Origin of the sequence: Pseudoalteromonas sp. DSM 26666 (genome assembly GCF_900116475.1) — a bacterium.
GTDB lineage: Bacteria > Pseudomonadota > Gammaproteobacteria > Enterobacterales > Alteromonadaceae > Pseudoalteromonas > Pseudoalteromonas tetraodonis.
The window spans coordinates 31,783-53,414 of sequence record NZ_FPAR01000010.1 but is presented as its reverse complement, the minus strand read 5'-3'; the positions used below and the strand labels follow the sequence as shown (position 1 = coordinate 53,414).

Below are 21,632 nucleotides of genomic sequence, written 5' to 3'. Positions count from 1 at the left end.
TGACTTGCTAATTATTATCGATTAATTAAACTTACTCGATAACATATCACAGGCTTGCTGATAATGTTGCCAGTAGCCAATACTCTTACTATTGAGTGGTTGGCGAATTTGCACTTTGCTAGCAGTAGCCGAGGCGCTGTTGCTTTTATAAAACGCTAAACAGCTGGGCTGCCATTGTAAATTACAAAAATTAAATAATGTTTGAGTTTGCAAGGTGGCATCTGTTACTAGCTCTTCATAGTGTTGAATCATTACATTATTAGGATACTTTTTCTGAAAGTGGTTGATAAGTAACTTATAATCTTGATAAAAATGAGCAATATCTTGTAAGTCATAGCTGTAATGATGAAATGCACTGTGCGGGCTATATAGCTGCCTGTAATTTGCAATACAGCTATCCACAGGATCGCGCAGCATACAGACTATTTTTGCCTCTGGAAACGCAGCTAAAATAAAATCAATAAAGTAAAAATTAAAGGGTTGCTTGTCACAGCTTCTAGGTGAAGTCATCATGCTTTCGCAGCGCGATTGGTAGCCATTTAAGGGGTTATCAAGCGTAAACTTTTGAAATGCCTGCTCAATCATACTGATATCTAAAACATGTTTTGACGCCGCAGTGCTTTGAAGTAGCTGTGCAATGTCATTTAGCTCCCCAAGGCCGGTCACCTCGGTACTTTGATTAATAATTTTTTCTACTAATGTGGTACCAGAACGAGGCATACCCATGACAAATATGGGTGAGAAGTCAGCGTTTTTTGCTGTTAATTGAATCTTTTCACTTAATGCTATTAATTGTTGGCAAAATATTTGGTGTTTGCTGGCTTCATAGTTTACTTGATGTTTTATAGCCAATTTACTATCACGAAAGTAACTAAAAGCTTGTTCATAATCACCAATATGTTCGTGATTTAGTGCCAAACTGTGATAAATCATTTGCTGTTCTGTTGCAGTTAAGCTACTACTAAGTCGTTTTTTTAGCTCGGTAATATGTGTTTTTGCTTCAGTTGAGGTATTTAGTTCTGCAAGAGAGTAATGTGCTTGTAAGTAACTTGGCTCGCGTTTTATAAGCGCTAATAATAGCGTTTTTGCGTGATCTAATTGGCCATTTATTTTATAGGCAATGGCTAAGTTGTAATTAATTTTGGGGTGTGTAGGTGCGGCTTCATAAGCTATTTTTTGCCATGCTAAAGCATGTTCATAGTCACCAAGTCGAGTCGCTATATTAGCTAATGTATCCCACTCTAGAGGCCCATAACCTTGATACTTGATAGCTTCCTGATAGTAACTGGTCGCCATTGTTACGTCACCCTTTAGTATCATTAGCTTAGATAAATGCAGCACATATAAAGGATGGTTATTGATTGTTAAGGCTTTTTCTATCAGTTGTATGGCTTTGTAGCTGTCGCCTGCAGCAATATTCACTTCGGCTAGTAGATAATAGCAAAAATGGTCTGTCGCATCGTACTGTAATTGCTTAACTAGCAGTTGGTGAGCGACAGATAACTGGTTATTGTTTATTGCTGTAAATACCTGTGTTTTTAACTGATGTTGATGTGCTGTTAGCATAAATAACCTTAACTAGAGGTAATAATAAAGCCTTGCTGATTATCAACAAGGCTTTTAACTATCGCTCAGTTTTATAGTTCAAAGTTATAAGTAAACTTCATACCAATAGTGCGAGGAGTTGTTGTATAGTGAGCGTATACGCGTTGTAATTCAGGTAACGCTTTATTAGCGCCAGAGGTCGACATACCAGCCCATGACTTATCACGGCGTACCGAAGTAAAAGCATACTTATCGAACAGGTTGTCGATATATAATGTAGCTGACCACATATCACCTGTTAACTTAGCTGATAAGTTGCTTAATGAATAGCCAGCTAATGTCTCACCATCGTCTCTTAAGCCTACTTTGGTAATCATATCGCTTTGTGCAGTCATACCGTAGTTAACGCTCAGTAGTTTATCGTCTAGCACATCTTGCTCATAACGAAGGCCGAATGAAAACTGATGCTCAGGGGCGCCGGGTAATCGATCCCCATTCATAGCGCCAATGCCAATACCAAATAAATCTGGTGCATCTTCAGTTAGTTCTGCTTTTGCATAAGCGTAAGTCGCATAAGCTGTCCAGTGATCGCCAATGATTGCACGAGATGAAATTTCTACGCCTTTTGAGTTTGCTGAGCCTGCATTTGATGTAATAAGCTCTTGGCCATTAACAGTAGAGCTACCCACCTGGGCGTCATTCCAGTCAACATTAAAGAGTGCTGCATTAAAGTGCAATCGATTTCTGAGCCAGGTTGATTTAAAGCCAATTTCATAGTTTACCGTAGTATCAGCCTTATAGTCTTCTTCACTTGGAAGAGCACAAACAATTTGCTGTTCTGGTAACACATCTGGACACGGCGCAATACCATTACCGCCACCAATTCGAAACCCTTCACTGACAGTAAAGTAAGCGAGTACACCAGAATCAAACGTATAGTTTGCATTAAACTTAAATAGATTACCGTTATCATTGGCGCTAACATTTTCCATCTCAATTTGGTCAAGAGACGAGAAATTGCCAGAATAAAGTGGTGTAGCTGACCCTGCATTGGTGGAGATATCATATTCATATAAACGCGCGCCCAAAGTGATATCAAACTGATCAGTAAAGCTATAGCCAGCCTCACCAAATAATGCTTTTTCTGTTATTTCTGAATTACTAAGGGCGATATATTCTAGATCTTTTTGTACGTTCGCAATACCACCGCCCCAAAAGTCAGTTAAGCCTGGGGTATATTCGCGGTCATCTGATAAGTTTTCTTGCTTATTATAGTAGCCGCCTACAATCCAACTTAATGGGCCCTCTGAAGCCGATACTAAACGCAATTCTTGAGTGAAGTTATCTTGATCTGAAGTATCTAAAGTTTGACCAACAAATGCAGGAAAATCAGCGTAACCAGTCCAAATATCATAAAGTAAGTCGGTTTGATCTCGCTGCCCAGACTGCTCATAGCTTGACCAACCAGAGGCTGATACAAGTTCAGCAAAGCCTAAATCAGCTTTGATTTCTAAGCTAAGTAAATCGTTTTCTTGCTCGCCCGGTTCAAGCACGCGAGCTGCGTTTTCATATTTACCTACAGTACCTTGAAGTGCGCTGCTATTTGCTAATGCGCCATATTGTGACGTTGAGTTGCCGCCATTTTCTTGTTTTTGATAAAAGTAATTGAGTGTTGCATCAATTGATGAGTTTGGCTGCCAACGAACAGAAAAGCGTCCCGTAGTGATTTGCTCATCGTTAACGTCATTAACGCGTTGTAAGTTTTCATCAATATCATCTTGGTTTGTAAAATCTGGATTAGGGTTTGAGACCCCTGGGTTTCGTACTACGTATTTATAATCAATATAACCAGGTCTGTCATAATGATTAACGCTGGCACGAACGGCTAATACGTCATCGATAAGCGGGGTATTAAATACCAGACCAAACTCACCCCCAGTATCATCGCTTTCATTAATTGCGAATAAATCGCCACTCACGCTACCTTCAGTAATGTCTAATTGTGGTTGCTTTAATAAATAGCGTATAGCACCACCTAAAGTACCAGCACCATATAAGGTACCTTGCGGGCCAATTAATACTTCGACTCGATCAATATCAGTCAAGCGAAGATTAATATTAAGCGGTATTTCACCAACATAAGTAGCTACAGTGCCCCCATCAGAGCCGCGATCTGACGAGTTAGTATTTAAACCTCGAACAATAATTGGAGAGCCTTCACGACCACCTTGATCTGAAACTGTTAGGCCTGGGACCCAACGAGCTACATCTTCTAAATCACCAATGTTTTGATCCTTTATGACATCACTATTAAGCGCTGTAATATTTAAAGGAGCCTCTTGAATTGAACCTGAGCGACGTGTAGCAGTAACCTCAATCTGTTCAATTTCTTTATCAACTTTAGGCTTTTCTTCTGCTGAGGCATGATAAGAGGTGATTAATTGAGTTGTAATTGCGCAAGCAAGAATTTTTCTTTTAAACTTTTTCATTTTGACCCTGTGAATGTTTGTTTGATTATTGTTTTATATCAAGAAAGCATGTTAATGAGGTGTAATCAAGTGTGGTGGGTGTGGCTTTAAAATCAATATTCATTAATCTAGGGAGGTTATTCATTAAAAAGGTTTTTTTCGGTGTTTTTTAGTTTTTTATTGCATAAAAATATCAACATGAAATTTTTTAAATTTGGTTTGTTTTTTGCAATTTTACATCATTTGTTAACTTTTTGGTTGGCACGTTTGGTGGGCAGTACAGTCCGCGTATGAGCCAGCTAGTTGCAGGTGCTAATGTATGTATTAACAATTTCAGCTAGACAGCCTTAAAAAAGATTATAAAGAAATACTTAAAGTGTATTAATTCATATTAGCTCGCCTCTAACTTACCAACTTGAGATAGCTGATTAAACAAAATGCCTGCTTGGGTACGGTTATACACATTCAGCTTTCGCAAAATGGCCGATACATGTTGTTTTATGGTGGTTTCTTGAATCGACATTTCAAAGGCAATCTGTTTGTTCAAGAGCCCGTCGGCTATCATCGCGAGTACACGGTATTGCTGTGGAGTGAGTTTTTCTAGGTTGCGGGCAAAATTGCTCTGTTCGTCATTAACAACCACATCAGTTAAGTCAATATCTGTTGGCAACCAAGAGTCTCCATTGAGTACATGTTCAATGGCTTCACTGATCACATCAAGGGATGATGACTTTGGAATATAGCCTGCAGCACCTAAGCTCATGGCTTGTTTTATGATAGTGGGGGTTTCGTTAGCCGATACCATAATAATTAATATATCAGGGTATTGATTTCTTAGTTGCGAGAGCGCTTGTAAACCATTGGCGCCAGGAATTGTTAAATCTAAAAATATCAGCTCTATCTCGGGGTGTGATTTTAATAAGCTAAACAAACCGTCGATATCGCTGGTTTCTTTTATATATTGTTCTGGTACTGAAGTCGCTGCTGCTTGACGTAGCGCACTTCTGAATAAAGGGTGGTCATCAGCAATTATGGTATTCACAGCACAAGCCATTTCAAATAGTCTCCAATGCATTAAGTTATATGTGATTTTGCGATGTGAAACAAGGTTTGTCTGTGGGGATATACAGACAAACCTTAACGCTTAAATTAAATTTTAAAAACGATAGCCCACAGTGAGTGATATCGTGCGGGGGTCACCGTAATAACCAATTAAGGTATTATCGCCACCAAGACCCGGTGTGTATTTGCTGGTATCAGTTGGATCTGACGGGTCAGGAGCCACGAACTGATAACCACCAATCATGTATTCTTCATCGGTTAGGTTTTTACCATAAATACCCGCAGTCCAATGGCCATCTGCGCTATACCAAGTAACACCAATATTTAATAATCCGTAGGCGTCTTGTGTTAAGAGGCTATCTTCTTCGAACAGTGCGTAATCACCGCGATGGTAATAATTTCCATTCATAACAAAGTCGCCCATATCTGTGTATAAACGATAGGTAGCGCCCAAGTTAAAAGTTAGATCTGGGGTGTTTGAAACACTAAAACGGTCTGATTTATCAAATGTTTCACCGGTATCAGGATTGGTATCAATTACATTTTCAAAACTACTGTCGATGTAACCTATTGACGCGTCAAAAGTTAGTGCATCGTTTGCAACATAACTAAGTTCTAATTCAACGCCATCAGACTTAGACTCGCCAATATTACCTAAGCGCTGGTTTAAATCGGCGGCGCTGTCACCGGGTAATACCGATATGTATTGACGGTCTTTATGATCAAGTGTGAATACAGTTAAATTTGCGCGTAAATTATCATTCCATTCGCTTTTCATGCCTAACTCAATAGAGTCAACCACTTCGGGCCTTGCTGCAGGTTCTGCTGTTGTAGCTCGTGGATTAAATGTCCCTGACTTAAACCCTTGCGAGTAACTAGCAAAAAACATGATGTCGTTATTATATTGATATTCAACACCCGCACGAGGCGTAAAGCGTGACCAATCTTCGCTGTCATCTAGTACCGTAGGCACGAGTTGTCCTTCTGGGCGAACATAACCCGGGATCCAACCTGATTCAGGGTAAACAATGTCAAAAATAAGACCATTATTTACAATCGCTTCTTTGCTGTCTTTGGTATAGCGCGCGCCAAGTGTCATTGACCATTTTTCATCAAAGTCGTAGCTTCCTTGTATATAAGCCGCTTTACTGGTGGAATTGCTGCAACCGCTTACTTCACGCGTAAGCCCTGGGGCACCTAAACTTTGACCAAGCACACCTAATATTGCTTCAAACTGGCCACACGATTCGCCATCATAGTAATAAAGCCCTGAGACCATTTTATAGTTATCGCCATTGTGATTTAGCTGCAACTCATGCGTGGTTTGTTCATCGTCATAAATGGCTGGAACATCAAAAATAGGTAAAGAGGTATTATCAAAGTCGATGTTAGTTGGTGAATAGCTCTCTCTTGTTGCTGCAACGTATTTAATACTCGTGTTTGCACTCATATCCCAACGAGCAGTTAAGCTCATACCTTCAAGCTCTACTTTGTTCCATGTAGGTAAACTAGTATAAGAGCCATACACGCTATCGGGTACAGGCGCATTCGTTAACAAGCTTGGAAGTAAGCGATACCCGCCTTTCGCGTTGGAGTCATCATCAGTTTTATCCCACGCGAAACGAAAGAATAAGTCATCGGTAGGGGTGTACTCTAACGTAACCCGTGCTGCGGTAACATCTTTGTTATAGTTTTCGCGGTCTTGATTATCAAGCGCTGACGTTAAAAATTCACCATAGCCATCACGGTTCAATGTGGCAAAACCAAAACCAACATAGAGTTTTTCGTCAATAAGCGGGAGCTGCCCAGTGACTTTTAAATCTTTTTGGCTGTAGCTGCCTACGGTGCCTTGAATATTTAGCGTTGCATCTCCGCTCATTTCTTTGGTGACATACTTAACTGCACCACCAATGGTGTTTTTGCCATATAGCGTACCTTGTGGGCCACGTAACACCTCAATTTGTTGTACATCAAGTAAGTCGAGCACGGCACCTTGCGGGCGGGCGATGTATACATCATCAATGTAAATACCTACGCCAGGTTCATAGCCCCAAAGCGGGTCTTGCTGACCTACACCGCGAATAAACGCAGTGATGGTAGAGTTAGTGCCTCGGCTTGATTGTAGCGTAGTGTTGGGTGAAAACTGCTGTACTTCAGTCATTACGCTGATGCCGTTTTCTGCTAATTCTTGTGCGCCAATTGAGGTTACGGCAACCGGAACTTCTTGTAAGTTTTCAACGGTTTTGCGAGCGGTTACTTCTATTCGCTCTAACTCTGCTTTTTTTACTTTAGGCGCTTGTTCAGCTGCCACACTTGTTGCACTTAATAAGGCGAGTGAAACAGCGAGTGTAACGGGTGTGATATTTTGTTTGAGCTTTATCATTGGTGTGTTCCTGTTGTTATTAGTTGATTATTTGTTTGCTCATGTCACCTGCACTTAATGTAGAAGATAGTGTTAAAAAATGAATTAGTACCATAGTGCTATAAAAGCTTAACACCTTGACTTATATGATTTTTGTGTAAGTTTTATAACGTATAGTACCTTAGTGCTATGTCTTTATTTGCGCTGAGCGATAAAACTAACGACAGTTACTGCGATGTCACCTCATCTGGGTAATAACAATAATTATAGGAATGTCTATGCTGAGCATGATAGGGCTGTTAGGCGGTTTAATACTGCTAATAATTTTAACGTTGCGCGGGGTCAATTTATTTATTGCCGCGCCAATATGTGCATTGTTGGTGGCACTAACAAGCGGGATGGCTATATTCCCGGTGACTGCCGACAGTAATTTTATTAACGCGTACATGGATGGCTTTGCTGGATTTTTAAGTGCATGGTTTTTTATGTTTTTACTGGGCTCGTTGTTCGGTAAGTTTATGGAAGATACTGGTGCAGCAGATAGTGTAGCCAGTTACATTGTTGGCAAGTTAGGTATGAAGCATGCGGTGCTGGCGGTGGTGATTGCTTGTGCCGTGCTGACTTATGGCGGAGTCAGTGTATTTATTGTGGCGTTTTCGGTTTACCCGATGGCGCTCAGTTTATTTAAAGATGCCGATTTGCCGCGGCGCTTTATACCCGCAACGTTAGCGTTTGGCTCAGTGACGTTTACTATGACCTCTGCGGGCTCGCCTGAAATTCAAAATTGGATACCCGTAAAGCATTTAGGTACCTCACCCTATGCGGCATGGGAGGTAAGCTTAGTGGTGGCCATTTTTATGGCAACAGCCGGTTACTTTTGGCTAAATAAAATGATTAAAAAGGCGGTTGCCAAAGGTGAGCGTTTTGCTGCAAGAGACGATGACCCAATTATTTTAGAGCGTGAACGCCCTCATCCAATCACCGGCGTAATTCCTTTGCTGGTGGTGCTACTCTTATCATTTATGTTGCATGATGTTTTACAACAAACCGCACTAATTGTGGCGTTGCTTGGTGGTGTTTTAAGTATTGTGGTCATCAATTATAAGTATTTTCATAACATGGCAAATGCCATCAATATGGGTACCACTGGCGCCTTAGTTGCTATAGGTAACACTGCTGCTGTAGTAGGGTTTGGCGCAGTGGCTAAAGTATCACCGGCGTTTATTGCTGCTGTTGATGCTATGACTCATATGCCAGGTAATGAGTTGGTGGGGGCTGCTGTTGCCGTGAGCGTAATAGCCGGATTAACGGGTTCAGCATCCGGCGGGCAAGCGATTGCACTACCGCTTGTGGCTCCTGGATATTTGGATATGGGGGTTAATCCAGAGCAATTACACAGAGTGGTTGCTATTAGTTCTGGTGCATTAGACAGCCTGCCACATAATGGTTACGTGGTCACAACTATACGTGCCATTTGTAAAGAAACACATCAACGCGCTTATTGGCCATTAGCCGCATTGACGGTGGTTATCCCATTGGTTGGGGTGGCTCTTGCGCTGAGCTTATTCATCACTTTTTAAGGAATTGCAATGAAAACAATATTAATAATAGGGTTGCTGTTTTTATTTAGTAGTACGGTGTCTGGCGCTGATAAAGCCGAGCCGTTACTAGTAGAAAAGCAACATTTCAGCACAGAAAACTTCACAACGGTTTCAGGTACAACGTTGCCACAGGTTGATATTGGTTGGGAAAGTTATGGTGAGCTTAACAAAGCCAAAGATAATGTAATCTTGATCACTCATTATTTTTCAGGAACCTCTCATGCAGCAGGTAAATATTCAGCCGACGACGCCGTAGCAGGGTACTGGGATGCGTTAATTGGCCCAGGAAAAGCCATAGATACTAACAAGTATTTTGTGATCAGCTCTGACACCTTAGTCAATGCTAATTGGCATGACCCACACGTAATCACTACGGGTCCTGCATCAGTTAACCCTGCGACAGGTAAGCCTTATGGCTTGGATTTTCCAGTGGTCACTATTACTGATTTTGTTAACGTACAAAAACGCTTATTAGAGAGTTTGGGTATTACTAAATTACATGCCGTGATGGGCGCATCTATGGGCTCTTTTCAGGCGTTAGAGTGGGCAACGCGTTATCCAGATCATGTTGAACGCCTAATCCATGTTATTGGTGCAGCAACCATGGATGCATGGACTGTCGCTGCGCTTGAAAAATGGGCACTCCCCATTCGTTTAGATAAAAACTGGCAGCAAGGTAATTACTACGACAAGGATCGCCCATTAGATGGACTTGCCGCAACCATGCTAAATATTACCCAAGATGCGATGCATCCAATTATTTATAACGCTAGCTTCCCTGACTTTAACGTACTTGATGAAGGCGCGTTAAAAGACATTCGTACCTTGCCTAAGTTAAACCAAGTACTAGCACAGCGTGCAATGGCGCGTGCAAAAACTCAAGATGCAAATCATGTATTGTATTTGGTACGGGCATCACAACTGTTTACTGCCGGTATGGAAGGCAACTTAAGCGCAGCACTTAAAAAAATTAGCGCTAAAACACTGTTATTGCCTGCAACCAATGATTTACTGCTACGCCCTGAAAATATGCGCACTGTATATGAGTCAATGAAGTCGCTGGGAAAAGAGGTTCAGCTTTCTGAAATTGAAGGCGGCTGGGGGCATCTCGATGGAATTTTTTCAATCTCGCCTAAAGCGCAGCTGATCAGTGAATTTTTAGAGGAGTAGCAGTATGAGTAAAAACGTATTAATCACCGGCGCGGCTAGTGGTATAGGGCTACACATTGCTGAGCAGCTAGCCCGAGCTGGGCATAGCATTATTGTGACCGACCTTAATGAACAGGTAGCTCAACAGGCAGCGCAAAAAATAGTTAATCAGGGCGGTACTGCTCGGGGCTATGCATTGAATGTGGCAGATAGCCAAGCGATTGAAGATTTTTTTAGCACTTTTACGCAACCTGTGGATGTATTAATTAATAATGCAGGAATACAGCATGTAGCTAAATTAGAAGACTTTCCTGCAGATAAGTGGCTGCTTTTACAGCAAGTGATGTTGGTAGGTCCCGCAATGGTGAGTAAAGCGGTACTGCCACGCATGCGTGAGCAAGATTTTGGCCGCATCATTAATATAGGTTCTATTCACGCCATGGTGGCCTCTAAGTATAAATCTGCTTATATCGCCGCGAAGCATGGCTTAATTGGCTTTGCTAAAACCATGGCATTAGAAACAGGTGATGCCAATATTACTATTAATACAGTGTGCCCAGCGTATGTAAAAACGCCATTAGTGGAGCAGCAAATTGCCGCACAAGCCAAAGAGCATGGTATTTCTGAGCAACAAGTAATTGACACCATTATGCTGGCACCCATGCCGAAAAAGGCATTTATCGGCTTAGACGAAATCTTGCATACCGTGAGTTTTTTAATGGCAGATGCTGCACGCAACATAACCGCTCAAGCAATCGCTATTGATGGCGGTTGGACTGCACAATAGGAGGAGCCAATGGCAGGTTTTGATAAAGTAGTAACAAGCTACAGTGACGCTATGACTGGGCTTGAAGATGGCATGACCGTGATTGCTGGTGGTTTTGGTTTGTGTGGTATTCCTGAAGGATTAATTGCACAGATTAAGCGCCAAGGCACCCGAGACTTAACCTTAGTATCGAATAACTGTGGTGTTGACGGCTTTGGATTAGGATTGTTACTTGAAGACAAGCAAATTAGCAAAATGATTGCCTCGTATGTGGGCGAAAATGCGTTATTTGAGCAGCAGTTACTGAGTGGCGAGTTAGATGTTGAACTAACGCCACAAGGGACGCTAGCTGAAAAAATGCGCGCAGGCGGCGCCGGAATTCCAGCGTTTTATACCGCAACGGGTGTTGGTACGCCTGTGGCTGAAGGTAAAGAAACCCGTTCAATCAAGGGGCGCGAATATTTATTAGAGCCCAGTATAATCGGTGACTTTGCCATTGTTAAAGCATGGAAGGCTGATCGCTATGGTAACTGTATTTATCGTCATACAGCGATGAACTTTAATCCTATGGCAGCCACCGCTGGTAAAATTACCGTATTAGAGGTTGAAGAAATTGTCGAGCCCGGAGAGCTTGAGCCAAGCCAAATTCATACGCCAGGTATTTATATCGATCGCGTTATTAAAGGTGAGTTTGAAAAGCGTATTGAAAAAACCACCACTCGAGCGGCAAAGTCCTAAGGAGCACATAATGGCATTAACACGAGAGCAAATAGCAAAACGCGTGGCAATGGAATTACAAGATGGCTACTACGTTAACTTAGGAATAGGGATACCTACATTGGTGGCCAATTATGTGCCTAAGGGCATTGAGGTAATGCTGCAATCAGAAAATGGGTTACTGGGCATGGGGCCCTATCCTACCGCTGAAAATGTAGATGCCGATATGATCAACGCAGGAAAAGAAACAGTAACCGCAGCTACGGGTGCCGCTATTTTTAGCTCTGCTGAGAGCTTTGCCATGATCCGTGGTGGGCATGTTGATTTAACCGTGCTGGGTGCGTTTGAAGTGGACCAAAACGGTAACATTGCCAGTTGGATGATCCCTAATAAATTGGTCAAAGGTATGGGCGGGGCGATGGATTTAGTGGCGGGGGCAAAAAACATTATTTGCACTATGACCCATGCTAATAAACACGGTGAATCAAAGCTACTGAATAAATGCAACCTACCGTTAACCGGTGTTGGTTGTATCAATAAAGTAATTACTGATTTGGCTCTATTAGAAATAAAAGATGGCGCTTTTCATTTATTAGAATGTGCACCCGGTGTGACTATTGATGAAATCAAAGCCAAAACTGCGGGTAATTTAGTTATTAGCGACAAAGTCAAAACTATGAGTTTTGAGTGATTTTACTAACGATTTGCATGGGGCAAAATAATTGTATTTGCTTCATGCCATTACTCAGTTGCGCTTTTGATGTTTAACAATGACGCTGATAAAGACTTAAGTCGTTTAAATACAGTTTATAATATGCCACTTTTAAGCCCATCTCATACCTCAAAATATCTTTAAAGCAAGTTTTTTATAAATTGATTGCATTTTAAGCGACTTCTATGGTGATGTTCGCTTTAAGTAATGCTATACTCCCGCCGAATAATTTATCGACTTTATTAAGAGTAAAATTAATGGCAGATTTATCGAAGTACAGAAACATTGGTATTTTCGCGCACGTTGATGCGGGTAAAACCACAACTACTGAGCGTATCCTAAAGCTTACAGGTACTATCCATAAAACAGGTGAGGTTCATGATGGTGAATCTACAACTGACTTCATGGAACAAGAAGCTGAGCGCGGTATTACTATCCAGTCTGCGGCAGTAAGCTGTTTCTGGAAAGATCACCGTTTCAACGTTATCGATACTCCTGGACACGTTGACTTCACCGTTGAAGTTTACCGTTCACTTAAAGTATTAGATGGCGGTGTTGGTGTATTCTGTGGTTCTGGTGGTGTTGAACCACAATCAGAAACTAACTGGCGCTATGCGAATGAATCAGGCGTTGCACGTATTATTTTCGTAAATAAATTAGACCGTATGGGTGCTGATTTTTTCCGTGTAACAGCGCAAGTACAAAAGGTACTTGGTGCTACTCCACTTATCATGACTTTACCAATTGGTATTGAAGATGAGTTCTGTGGTGTTGTTGATGTTTTAACTAAAAAAGCATACATCTGGGATGAGACAGGTCTTCCAGAAAACTACACTATTGAAGACGTTCCTGCAGACATGGTAGAGAAAACTGATGAATACCATGAAATGCTTATCGAAACTGCTGTAGAGCAAGACGATGACCTAATGGAAGCGTACATGGAAGGTGAAATCCCTTCAATCGAAGACATCAAGCGTTGTATCCGTAAAGGTACTCGTGACCTTGCGTTCTTCCCTACATTCTGTGGTTCTGCATTCAAAAACAAAGGTATGCAACTTGTACTTGACGCAGTAGTAGATTACCTACCTGCTCCTACAGAAGTTGATCCTCAACCTCTTATGGATGAAGAAGGTAACGAAAACGGCGAGCATGCAATCGTATCTGCTGACGAACCTTTCAAAGCGTTAGCATTTAAGATCATGGATGACCGTTTCGGTGCATTAACATTCGTACGTATCTACTCTGGTGTGCTTAACAAGGGTGACACTATCCTTAATGCATTTACTGGTAAAACTGAGCGTGTTGGCCGTATGGTTGAGATGCAAGCAGATGAGCGTAAAGAGCTTACTTCAGCGCAAGCGGGCGATATCATCGCTATCGTTGGTATGAAGAACGTGCAAACTGGTCACACTCTTTGTGATCCTAAGCACCCAGTAACACTTGAGCCAATGGTATTCCCAACTCCAGTAATCTCGATTGCTGTACAGCCTAAAGATAAAGGCGGTAATGAGAAAATGGGTGTTGCTATCGGTAAAATGGTTGCAGAAGATCCATCTTTCCAAGTTGAAACTGATGAAGATTCAGGTGAAACTATCCTTAAAGGTATGGGTGAGCTTCACTTAGATATCAAAGTAGATATCCTTAAGCGTACTTACGGTGTAGACCTTATCGTTGGTCAACCACAGGTTGCTTACCGTGAAACTATCACTCGTGAAATCGAAGATAGCTACACGCATAAGAAACAATCTGGTGGTTCTGGTCAATTCGGTAAAATCGATTACCGTATCAAGCCTGGCGAAGTGGGTTCTGGTTTCACGTTCACATCTTCAGTTGTTGGTGGTAACGTACCTAAAGAATTCTGGCCTGCAGTTGAGAAAGGCTTTAAGTCAATGATGAACGAAGGTGTTCTAGCTGGCTTCCCAGTACTTGACGTTGAAGTTGAACTTTTCGACGGTGGCTTCCACGCCGTGGATTCATCAGCAATCGCATTCGAAATCGCAGCTAAAGGCGCTTTCCGTCAGTCTATCCCTAAAGCGGGTGCACAACTTCTTGAGCCAATCATGAAAGTTGACGTGTTCACGCCAGAAGATCACGTAGGTGACGTAATCGGTGACCTTAACCGTCGTCGTGGTATGTTAAGCGACCAAGAAGCTGGTTTAACTGGCGTTCGCATTAAAGCAGACGTACCGTTATCAGAAATGTTCGGTTACATCGGTTCACTACGTACAATGACATCAGGTCGTGGTCAGTTCTCTATGGAGTTCTCACACTACGCACCATGTCCACAAAACGTAGCTGACACAGTAATCGCTGCAGAAAAAGAGAAAAAAGCAGCTAAGTAATTAGCACTTTAACTCTTTAAAAAAACCCGCACTTGTTGCGGGTTTTTTATTGTCTGAAGGTTATTAAGCTCGAAAATTAAAACGTGCGGTCATAAAAAAGGAGCAACAGTTAGTTGCTCCTTTTTTATTTATTATGACTATACCAATCTTCAAAATGGCTGACTTAATTAAGCGAATTGGTATTAATTTAGCTTATTAGCTGTTTTTGTGATGAGTGCTTTAAACTTCTTACGATGTGATTCACTACTAAAGCTCTGAATAGGCATGGTTACTTTATGTTCTTGTGGTAACAGCGGTATTGCTGTTGAATAACGCCCTGCAGGTGGAACGGTTATCTCTTTGAGGTGTACTTTAAGTGCCGCTAATGTTGCGTCATTATCGACTTCACTCGGGCAGAGAAAAATCCCCCATTGTCTGAGCTTAACGCCTAGCTTGATACTACTTGAATAGCGCACAATAGGTGCAGCGAGTATGAGCCCTAATAAAATAGGAGATAACCACCAAAAAAAGACTGGCGTAAAGTAATAAGCAACGCTACCCCATACAATGGCAATCAGCGAAGAAAGCAATGTATAACTAAACGCTTCTTTCCATGGCACCATTCTGCCTTCACGCGGTTGAGCGTCCCATTTTACTTTTTTACCTAAAAATACACAGACTACAAAATATGCATGAAAAACCATCATTAATGGTGCCACAATAATGGCAAACACGGTTTCAATTATAGATCCTAAAGTAAGTTTTAATGCACCACCAAAGCGCTGCTTACGGTGTACTAAGGTAACAATCACGCCCATGAGTTTAGGCAATAATAAAATAATGATAGTTAGGTAAAGTAATGAGTCAATGAGTTCTGTTTTGGCTATTTGCCAAGTTGGAAATAGTTGATAGGCGCGATTAAAATAGACATCGCTATTTAAAGCGCGTGTTACCGCATCTATGGTACTTAACGCCAGCATAGATAACCAAATGAGTGATGATATATACGCGGTTGCACCCAGTAAAAAATGCAGCTTACTCATTAGCTTTAATTTTGCTGATGATAATAAGCCAAGGTGTTGAATATTACCTTGAACCCAGCGTCTATCGCGTACAGCATAATCTAATATGTTGCTCGGAACTTCCTCGTAACTGCCTTCAATATCGGCAAGTAATAATACGTCCCAATTCGCGCTATGTAATAAAGAGGCTTCCACAAAATCATGACTTAAAATTTCACCACCAAAAGGCGCTTTACCTTTTAGTGTTGGCAAGCCACAGCAATCAATAAATGCTTTGACGCGAATAATGGCATTATGGCCCCAGTAATTGGCTTTGTCGGTCTGCCAAAAAGCAGAGCCGGTAGCTAACATTGGACTATAAAGAATTGAAGCGAACTGTAAAAAGCGTCCAAAAAAGGTATCTTGGCGCACAGGAATAGGGATAGTCTGAATCAATCCCGCTTGTGGATTATTTAGCATACTGGTAGTGAGCTCTAGCATGCATTGACCCGTCATTACACTATCGGCATCCAATACAATCATATGCTCGTATTGGCTACCCCAGCGCTCACAAAAGTCGGTTAAGTTACCTACTTTACGATGTTTGTTATCTTCACGGCGACGATAAAATACCTGCTTTGCAGTATCACCTAAGCGCTCACATAACGCATGCCATGCACTTAATTCATTACTAGCAATAGCTGTATCTTGTGTATCGCTTAGTAAATAAAAATCAAAGTGTTTTAATTGCCCAGTTGCTTTTAATGATTGTAAGCTGACTTCAAAGCCTGCAATCACTCTGTGCGTATCTTCGTTATATATAGGCATAACCACAGCTGTTTTTTGCTGTGATAGTGCTTCACTGTTAATAGAGACCGGCTTTATTTTTTTAAGTGTGAGTGGATCTATCCGAAATAGCTGCAGTATAAAACCAATACAACCACTACAAAATGCGGTGACTATCCACGCAAAAGTAATAGAAAATAAAGCAAGAAGTGCATACTCAAGCAAGGTCATGCCATTTGAGTTTAAAATTTCAAACATAATTGAAATGCCATAGCCTGAAAGACCAATAGCAGCAATAGCAAATAACCACACACGAAGTGTTTTAAAAGGCATCGGCGTGCCTGTGCTTTGTTTACTTGATGTCATTTGGATACCAAACATAGCTCCATACCTCGCTCACTTCTTTATTACGTAGCTTTAGCGATAAACGCATATCTACAGGATCACTACCTTGGGGAGCGACTTTAAAAGCAACACGCCAACCTAATGATTTTGGTAATTTTTGCACTGTAATATCGCGGGCTTCACCGGTAGTCAGCTGAAGATCTGCGCTAAGTGCTAATTTTGCTGATAACTGATTGATATCAGGGCCGGTAAAGTCAACAGTAAATTGACGATGGCTTTTCGGCGGTGGATTATCTTCACCAGGTAATGCGGCACTACCAATACGCGTTCTAGCTACATTGGCCAAATTATTTTGGCTTAGATAATCGTTAAACGTCGTCATCTTATAGCTAAACTTTAATGCCTCTCCAGCTTTGAACGGCTTTTCAGGAACCCAATAACTTACAATATTATCGTTTGTTTCAGTATCTGTTGGAATTTCTACTAGCTCAACACGGCCATTACCCCATTCACCTTGTGGTTCTATCCAAAGGCTAGGGCGGTCATGGTAATGCGCTTCTATATCAAAGTAGTTATTAAAGTCACGGTCACGCTGCACAAGGCCAAAGCCTTTTGGATTCTCATATGAAAAAGAGGTTACACTGAGTTGGGATGGATTATTAAGCGGACGCCATACCCAATTACTCTCTTGTGACTGCGTGAGCAAACCATCTGAATCATGTACTTCAGGGCGGTAATCATCAAAAAACTTAGTGCTATTTTCACCGTGATAAAACATGCTCGTTAATGGCGCTATACCTAGCTTTTTAACATCTTTACGCGCAAAAATTTGCATGTCGACGTTAACTCGTGTCTGTGTGTTTGGGTCTATTTCAAACTTGTAGGCTCCCGCTACCGATGGGCTATCGAGTAAAGCAAAAATAGTAATATTAGTTTGCTCTGGTGTTGGTTTTACTAACCAAAACTCTTTGAATGAAGGAAACTCTTCACCAGATGTTTGTGCGGTATCAATTGCCAATCCGCGTGCTGATAAGCCATAAACTTGATTAGGTCCAACTAGGCGAAAATAAGAAGCGCCCTGAAACACCATAATTTCATCTTTATAGTCATCGTTATTTAGTGGGTAGTGCAATCTAAAACCAGCATGCCCTAACTGTGTACCTTCAACACTTTTCGCTATTTCATCTTTTAGGTGTGCTGCTGTTCCATCATATTGATAAAAGTCTGTGCTAAATGGGAGACGGCTAAGCTTGGCATCTTGATCAACGATATTGATTTTGACTGGGGTTTTATATAAAAAACCTGGGTGAAATAGTTGCAGCTCATAAAGCCCTTCATCTTTCCATACCGATTGATCGTGTTTGAAGCGGATTGAGCGGTAGTCTTGATAATCAATACTATTAAGCGCTTCTATTTGTATGTTTTTAGGTGCAATGTAATCTTGCTCAGCAAGCTTTTTAGCACGCGCACTTATCACATCAAATAAGCTGCCTTGTGGTATTGCCGCTTCTAATGAGGTTGCTGCAATGGCGTTGTTCGTTCCCCACAGTGAAAAAACTATCAACATCCCTACCAAAGGTTTAAAAGCCCTTTGACAAGTTGATATAAGGTGAATGCGTTCTTTCATTTTGAATCCTTTATAAAAATATATTTACAGCGAGAGTAACGTCTATCTCAATGGTTTTTATATGGGTTAGCAGGACTGGGCAATTATCGTTTTAGCGCAGGTGTAGTAACGCAGCTTCACACTTTGTATTTATTAAACAATAAATGAAAGGTGTGAAATTTAATAAAGGCCATATCAAGGTTTGCATAGATAGTAAGCAATGTTTGCTGAAGCTTGTCTGAATTACATTTGTATAAAAAATAAAAAAGCCGCGAAAGCGGCTTTTGAGTAACTATATAGATATTTTAGGTCACAATACCTAATTGTTAACCGACTAATTAAGCTTAATCAGCATACTTTGTTGCTTTGTACGTTAATTTAACATTACCAAAAGGAATGGCGCCGTTTACACGCACTCGCCACTTACCTTCTTTAGGGTTGGTAAATGAACAGCTTTCACTATTACCGAAGCTTATTGAGGCGCAATCTTTTCTGAAAAGAGTCGGGTTTCTTTTATGGCGTACAAATAAGTTTGCATCACCCCAGCCACCGTCAAGGCTAACCGTTAGCTCGTCATAACCTTGTGGGATTTCAAAGCTGTAGCTTTTCCACCAAAACCACCCGCCAATATTATTAATTTCGCCAATAATTACTTCAGGTTCTGGCTCAGGTGGCGCGATAATGGTCGAGCGAATATCGACAATAACAGGGTCATGATCTGACGCTCTGTAAGGACCTTGAGCATATAAGGTTGATTGTTGTGCGTCAGATTTAAACTCAACGTTATAATCAAGCGAGATAGGCTCATCGGCATTAATGTGCCAATCGGTTGCACTGACTACTTTATTTAATAAGCTTGGACTGACTAGGGCGTGATCTAAACTACCCGCTCGGCCAGAAAAGCTATAAGAGTAACCTAAAGTGTTGCCATCTAGCTCAGCAACCACATTTTTAAGGCCTTTATCAGCAAATGCACGGATAGGATCTTCCATTGCATAGGCGTTCATGTCGCCAACAAGAATGATATCTTCATCATCAACCCCTGTTGGTTTGCTATTTAACCAATCAGCAAATGCATTGGCGCCAGCAGTTCGAATTTCGTTCCAACATGCTTGGCCGTCATTTTGATCAGCGTTTCCACCAGTTGCACTTCCACAACCACCTTTAGATTTTAAGTGAGCAACGGCAACAGTAAAGACTTCTTCTGTCTCTAAAGACTTAAAGCTTTGCGCAATAGGTGCGCGATTGCTGTAGTCAAAAGGCGCGTCAGTTGTAATCGCTGCTGTTCCTACTTGCTGTACTTTATCAGCACGATAAATAAGCGCGGTAGTAATAGCGTCGGTGCCGATTTTATCAACGCCAAAGTCCACAAATGCATATTGATTTTGACTGTCGGCATCATTAAGTGCATTTACTAAGCTTGCAACTGCGCTAAATTCGCCAAAGCCGTCATTTTCAATTTCCATTAAGCCAATCACATCAGCTTGCATAGCACTGATAGCACTAACTAGTTTGGCCTGTTGACGAATTAATTCTACTTCTGAGTCAGCGCCTCGGCTAGTTGGGAAACCGCTGCCTTGGCCGTCGCCATTAAAGTAGTTAAGTACGTTAAAGCTGGCAACACGTAAATCAGCGTCAGGGTTTAACTCTGGTGCATCGGTACGCGGATTCGTTGCTATAAACTGAGGTGTGACCGTTGGGTGAATACGGTAAGTGCTAAAACTGTACGCTAGGGCGCCAGTAACGGTATTTACTGTATCGCCAGTACGCAGCGTATTCTCTGCTGATAATCCAGGTACAGGGTAAGCAATAGGGTCGCGATTTTGACGAGTTGAGCCATCATCTACGAGTATTTTTTTAGTTAGATTTTGCGCTTCAACCGCATTTGCTGCCGCACCAGGAAGTGCAACTTGTGTCCCTTGATATAAACGTTCGGTGGCAAGCTCTAATTCACCGTAGCGACCTAAACCATAGTTATTCGTGACAACTAATGGCTGCTCTAGGGTCACCAACATACCTTCAAATGCTTCTAACTCACTTTGATCGATAACGGGTAAAGTGATTTTAGTCGGATAAGCTGAAAGGCCGGTATCACAAATAGCAACTTGGCTAACATTACCAATTTGGGTGGCATCAAAGTACTCTTCAACAGTACCTTGTACGCGAACATGGTCGCCAACATTAACATCAGTATTGGTAAAGTAAACAAATACACCTTCAGAAGTAAGGGGATTTGCATCTTCATCACTATTAAGTGAATTTACAAAAAAGCCTTTGAGCTGATCATCTGCTTGGAAATCAGCCGTCACAACGCCTTCAAATTCAACCACAGTGTTAACCAGTGGACTGCTTGCGCCTTCACCTTGAATACTGCTAATTAATGTTTTATCAGCGCCACATAGTAAAGGATCTTCAGGTTCTGGCTCAGGATCTGGATTAGGTGAAGAATTCCCCGCAAAGATACCTAGATCACTAAAATCATCTTGATCAAATTGCAGCCATAGCTCACTTGGATTAAAAGCGCCATCGGCATCAGTGCGTCCGTTTAATTGAGTTTCTTTACGGCGCAGTGTTTTATTTTGCGTTTGTACGCCACCTTCAGACCAAAATGAACCTGGATCTACGCCGCGTTGACCAAAGCTGTCAATAACGGTTGAGCCTTGCGTAAGTACCAGTGCGTCATCACCATTAAAGTTAGTGACGGCGCTGAGTTGATCTGCTTTTTCTTTTAATTCAACTGAAGCATTACCATTAACAATGACATACGTGCTATTAGCAGCAAGTTCACCGGTTAAATCGAGCGTATTGTTTGCCTCTGTATTGCCATTTGAATAGAGACTTAGGGTGTAGCCATCCAATGACAGTGGGGTTGTCGAATTATTAAATAGTTCTACTGCTTTATTATAGCTACTGCCCTCTACGTATTCTGATATAACGAGGTTAGCGGTAGCGGGTGCACTGAGGCTTGCTAACACAAGCGCCAATGGCGTTATTTTTGTTTTCAACATTATTATTTTTTCCCGTGTTTTTGTTTCCCCAAATGGGACGCTTAGTGTAATGAAAAATGATTACAAATAGAATACAGAATGTTAACAATATTAAGTTTTGTTATTTTTTGAGGTTGAACGTACAGTTGTGTGTTTGGTTTTAGGTAAGGCAGAGCCTGTGTAGTGTGATTACTATCTATAAAA

The 21,632-nt window shown here is 41.5% G+C and carries 13 protein-coding genes; 6 read left to right on the top strand and 7 right to left on the bottom strand.

What is annotated here, in order from left to right:
• Positions 1-21: 21 nt before the first annotated feature.
• The 4 genes from BM380_RS15560 to BM380_RS15545 form a co-directional block, all read right to left on the bottom strand.
• Complete coding sequence (locus tag BM380_RS15560; RefSeq protein ID WP_090495104.1) at positions 22-1,566, bottom strand: tetratricopeptide repeat-containing sulfotransferase family protein; 1,545 nt, start codon at positions 1,564-1,566, stop codon at positions 22-24.
• A 71-nt stretch (positions 1,567-1,637) separates the two neighbouring features.
• Positions 1,638-4,034 carry a TonB-dependent receptor gene (locus tag BM380_RS15555; protein WP_090495102.1) on the bottom strand — a complete coding sequence of 799 codons (2,397 nt, stop codon included), beginning with the start codon at positions 4,032-4,034 and terminating at the stop codon, positions 1,638-1,640.
• 370 nt (positions 4,035-4,404) lie between these two features.
• A complete protein-coding gene (locus BM380_RS15550) occupies positions 4,405-5,067 on the bottom strand; it encodes a response regulator transcription factor (RefSeq protein WP_010392247.1) in 663 nt (220 codons plus the stop codon).
• Between the two features lie 102 nt (positions 5,068-5,169).
• Positions 5,170-7,458, bottom strand: a complete 2,289-nt coding sequence (locus BM380_RS15545; RefSeq protein ID WP_090495100.1) for a TonB-dependent receptor — start codon at positions 7,456-7,458, stop codon at positions 5,170-5,172.
• Positions 7,459-7,715: 257 nt separating this feature from the next.
• Here BM380_RS15545 and BM380_RS15540 point away from each other — a divergent pair, with 257 nt between their 5' ends.
• The 6 genes from BM380_RS15540 (at position 7,716) to fusA (ending at position 14,724) form a co-directional block, all read left to right on the top strand.
• Positions 7,716-9,017: a GntP family permease gene (locus BM380_RS15540; RefSeq protein ID WP_090495099.1), complete on the top strand. Its 1,302-nt coding sequence runs from the start codon at positions 7,716-7,718 to the stop codon at positions 9,015-9,017.
• 9 nt (positions 9,018-9,026) lie between these two features.
• The gene (locus tag BM380_RS15535) at positions 9,027-10,208 is read left to right on the top strand and encodes an E22 family MetX-like putative esterase (RefSeq protein ID WP_090495097.1); all 1,182 of its coding nucleotides are present in this window, start codon (positions 9,027-9,029) and stop codon (positions 10,206-10,208) included.
• A 4-nt stretch (positions 10,209-10,212) separates the two neighbouring features.
• Entirely contained in the window at positions 10,213-10,974 is a 762-nt protein-coding gene (locus BM380_RS15530) for a 3-hydroxybutyrate dehydrogenase (protein ID WP_090495095.1), read from the top strand.
• A 9-nt stretch (positions 10,975-10,983) separates the two neighbouring features.
• Positions 10,984-11,691 carry a CoA transferase subunit A gene (locus BM380_RS15525; protein ID WP_090495093.1) on the top strand — a complete coding sequence of 236 codons (708 nt, stop codon included), beginning with the start codon at positions 10,984-10,986 and terminating at the stop codon, positions 11,689-11,691.
• Between the two features lie 10 nt (positions 11,692-11,701).
• Positions 11,702-12,361: a CoA transferase subunit B gene (locus tag BM380_RS15520; protein WP_016899057.1), complete on the top strand. Its 660-nt coding sequence runs from the start codon at positions 11,702-11,704 to the stop codon at positions 12,359-12,361.
• Positions 12,362-12,639: 278 nt separating this feature from the next.
• On the top strand, positions 12,640-14,724 hold the full coding sequence (gene fusA, locus BM380_RS15515) for an elongation factor G (RefSeq protein WP_090495157.1): 2,085 nt from the start codon (positions 12,640-12,642) through the stop codon (positions 14,722-14,724).
• Positions 14,725-14,906: 182 nt separating this feature from the next.
• Here the strand turns inward: fusA and mdoH are convergent, their stop codons facing one another.
• From mdoH to BM380_RS15500, 3 genes are all read right to left on the bottom strand, one after another.
• Entirely contained in the window at positions 14,907-16,871 is a 1,965-nt protein-coding gene (gene mdoH / locus BM380_RS15510; RefSeq protein ID WP_033103539.1) for a glucans biosynthesis glucosyltransferase MdoH, read from the bottom strand.
• On the bottom strand, positions 16,843-18,462 hold the full coding sequence (locus tag BM380_RS15505) for a glucan biosynthesis protein G (protein ID WP_064662681.1): 1,620 nt from the start codon (positions 18,460-18,462) through the stop codon (positions 16,843-16,845). The genes mdoH and BM380_RS15505 overlap by 29 nt, the downstream gene beginning before the upstream one ends.
• Positions 18,463-18,785: 323 nt before the next feature.
• Positions 18,786-21,449 (bottom strand): ExeM/NucH family extracellular endonuclease, encoded by a 2,664-nt coding sequence (locus BM380_RS15500; RefSeq protein WP_090495092.1) that lies wholly within the window; start codon positions 21,447-21,449, stop codon positions 18,786-18,788.
• Between the last annotated feature and the right edge of the window lie 183 nt (positions 21,450-21,632).

Coding starts and splice junctions, on each gene's coding strand:
- BM380_RS15560 (WP_090495104.1), bottom strand. CDS start 1,566: ATGCTAACAGCACATCAACATCAGTTAAAAACACAGGTATTTACAGCA.
- BM380_RS15555 (WP_090495102.1), bottom strand. CDS start 4,034: ATGAAAAAGTTTAAAAGAAAAATTCTTGCTTGCGCAATTACAACTCAA.
- BM380_RS15550 (WP_010392247.1), bottom strand. CDS start 5,067: ATGGCTTGTGCTGTGAATACCATAATTGCTGATGACCACCCTTTATTC.
- BM380_RS15545 (WP_090495100.1), bottom strand. CDS start 7,458: ATGATAAAGCTCAAACAAAATATCACACCCGTTACACTCGCTGTTTCA.
- BM380_RS15540 (WP_090495099.1), top strand. CDS start 7,716: ATGCTGAGCATGATAGGGCTGTTAGGCGGTTTAATACTGCTAATAATT.
- BM380_RS15535 (WP_090495097.1), top strand. CDS start 9,027: ATGAAAACAATATTAATAATAGGGTTGCTGTTTTTATTTAGTAGTACG.
- BM380_RS15530 (WP_090495095.1), top strand. CDS start 10,213: ATGAGTAAAAACGTATTAATCACCGGCGCGGCTAGTGGTATAGGGCTA.
- BM380_RS15525 (WP_090495093.1), top strand. CDS start 10,984: ATGGCAGGTTTTGATAAAGTAGTAACAAGCTACAGTGACGCTATGACT.
- BM380_RS15520 (WP_016899057.1), top strand. CDS start 11,702: ATGGCATTAACACGAGAGCAAATAGCAAAACGCGTGGCAATGGAATTA.
- fusA (WP_090495157.1), top strand. CDS start 12,640: ATGGCAGATTTATCGAAGTACAGAAACATTGGTATTTTCGCGCACGTT.
- mdoH (WP_033103539.1), bottom strand. CDS start 16,871: ATGTTTGGTATCCAAATGACATCAAGTAAACAAAGCACAGGCACGCCG.
- BM380_RS15505 (WP_064662681.1), bottom strand. CDS start 18,462: ATGAAAGAACGCATTCACCTTATATCAACTTGTCAAAGGGCTTTTAAA.
- BM380_RS15500 (WP_090495092.1), bottom strand. CDS start 21,449: ATGTTGAAAACAAAAATAACGCCATTGGCGCTTGTGTTAGCAAGCCTC.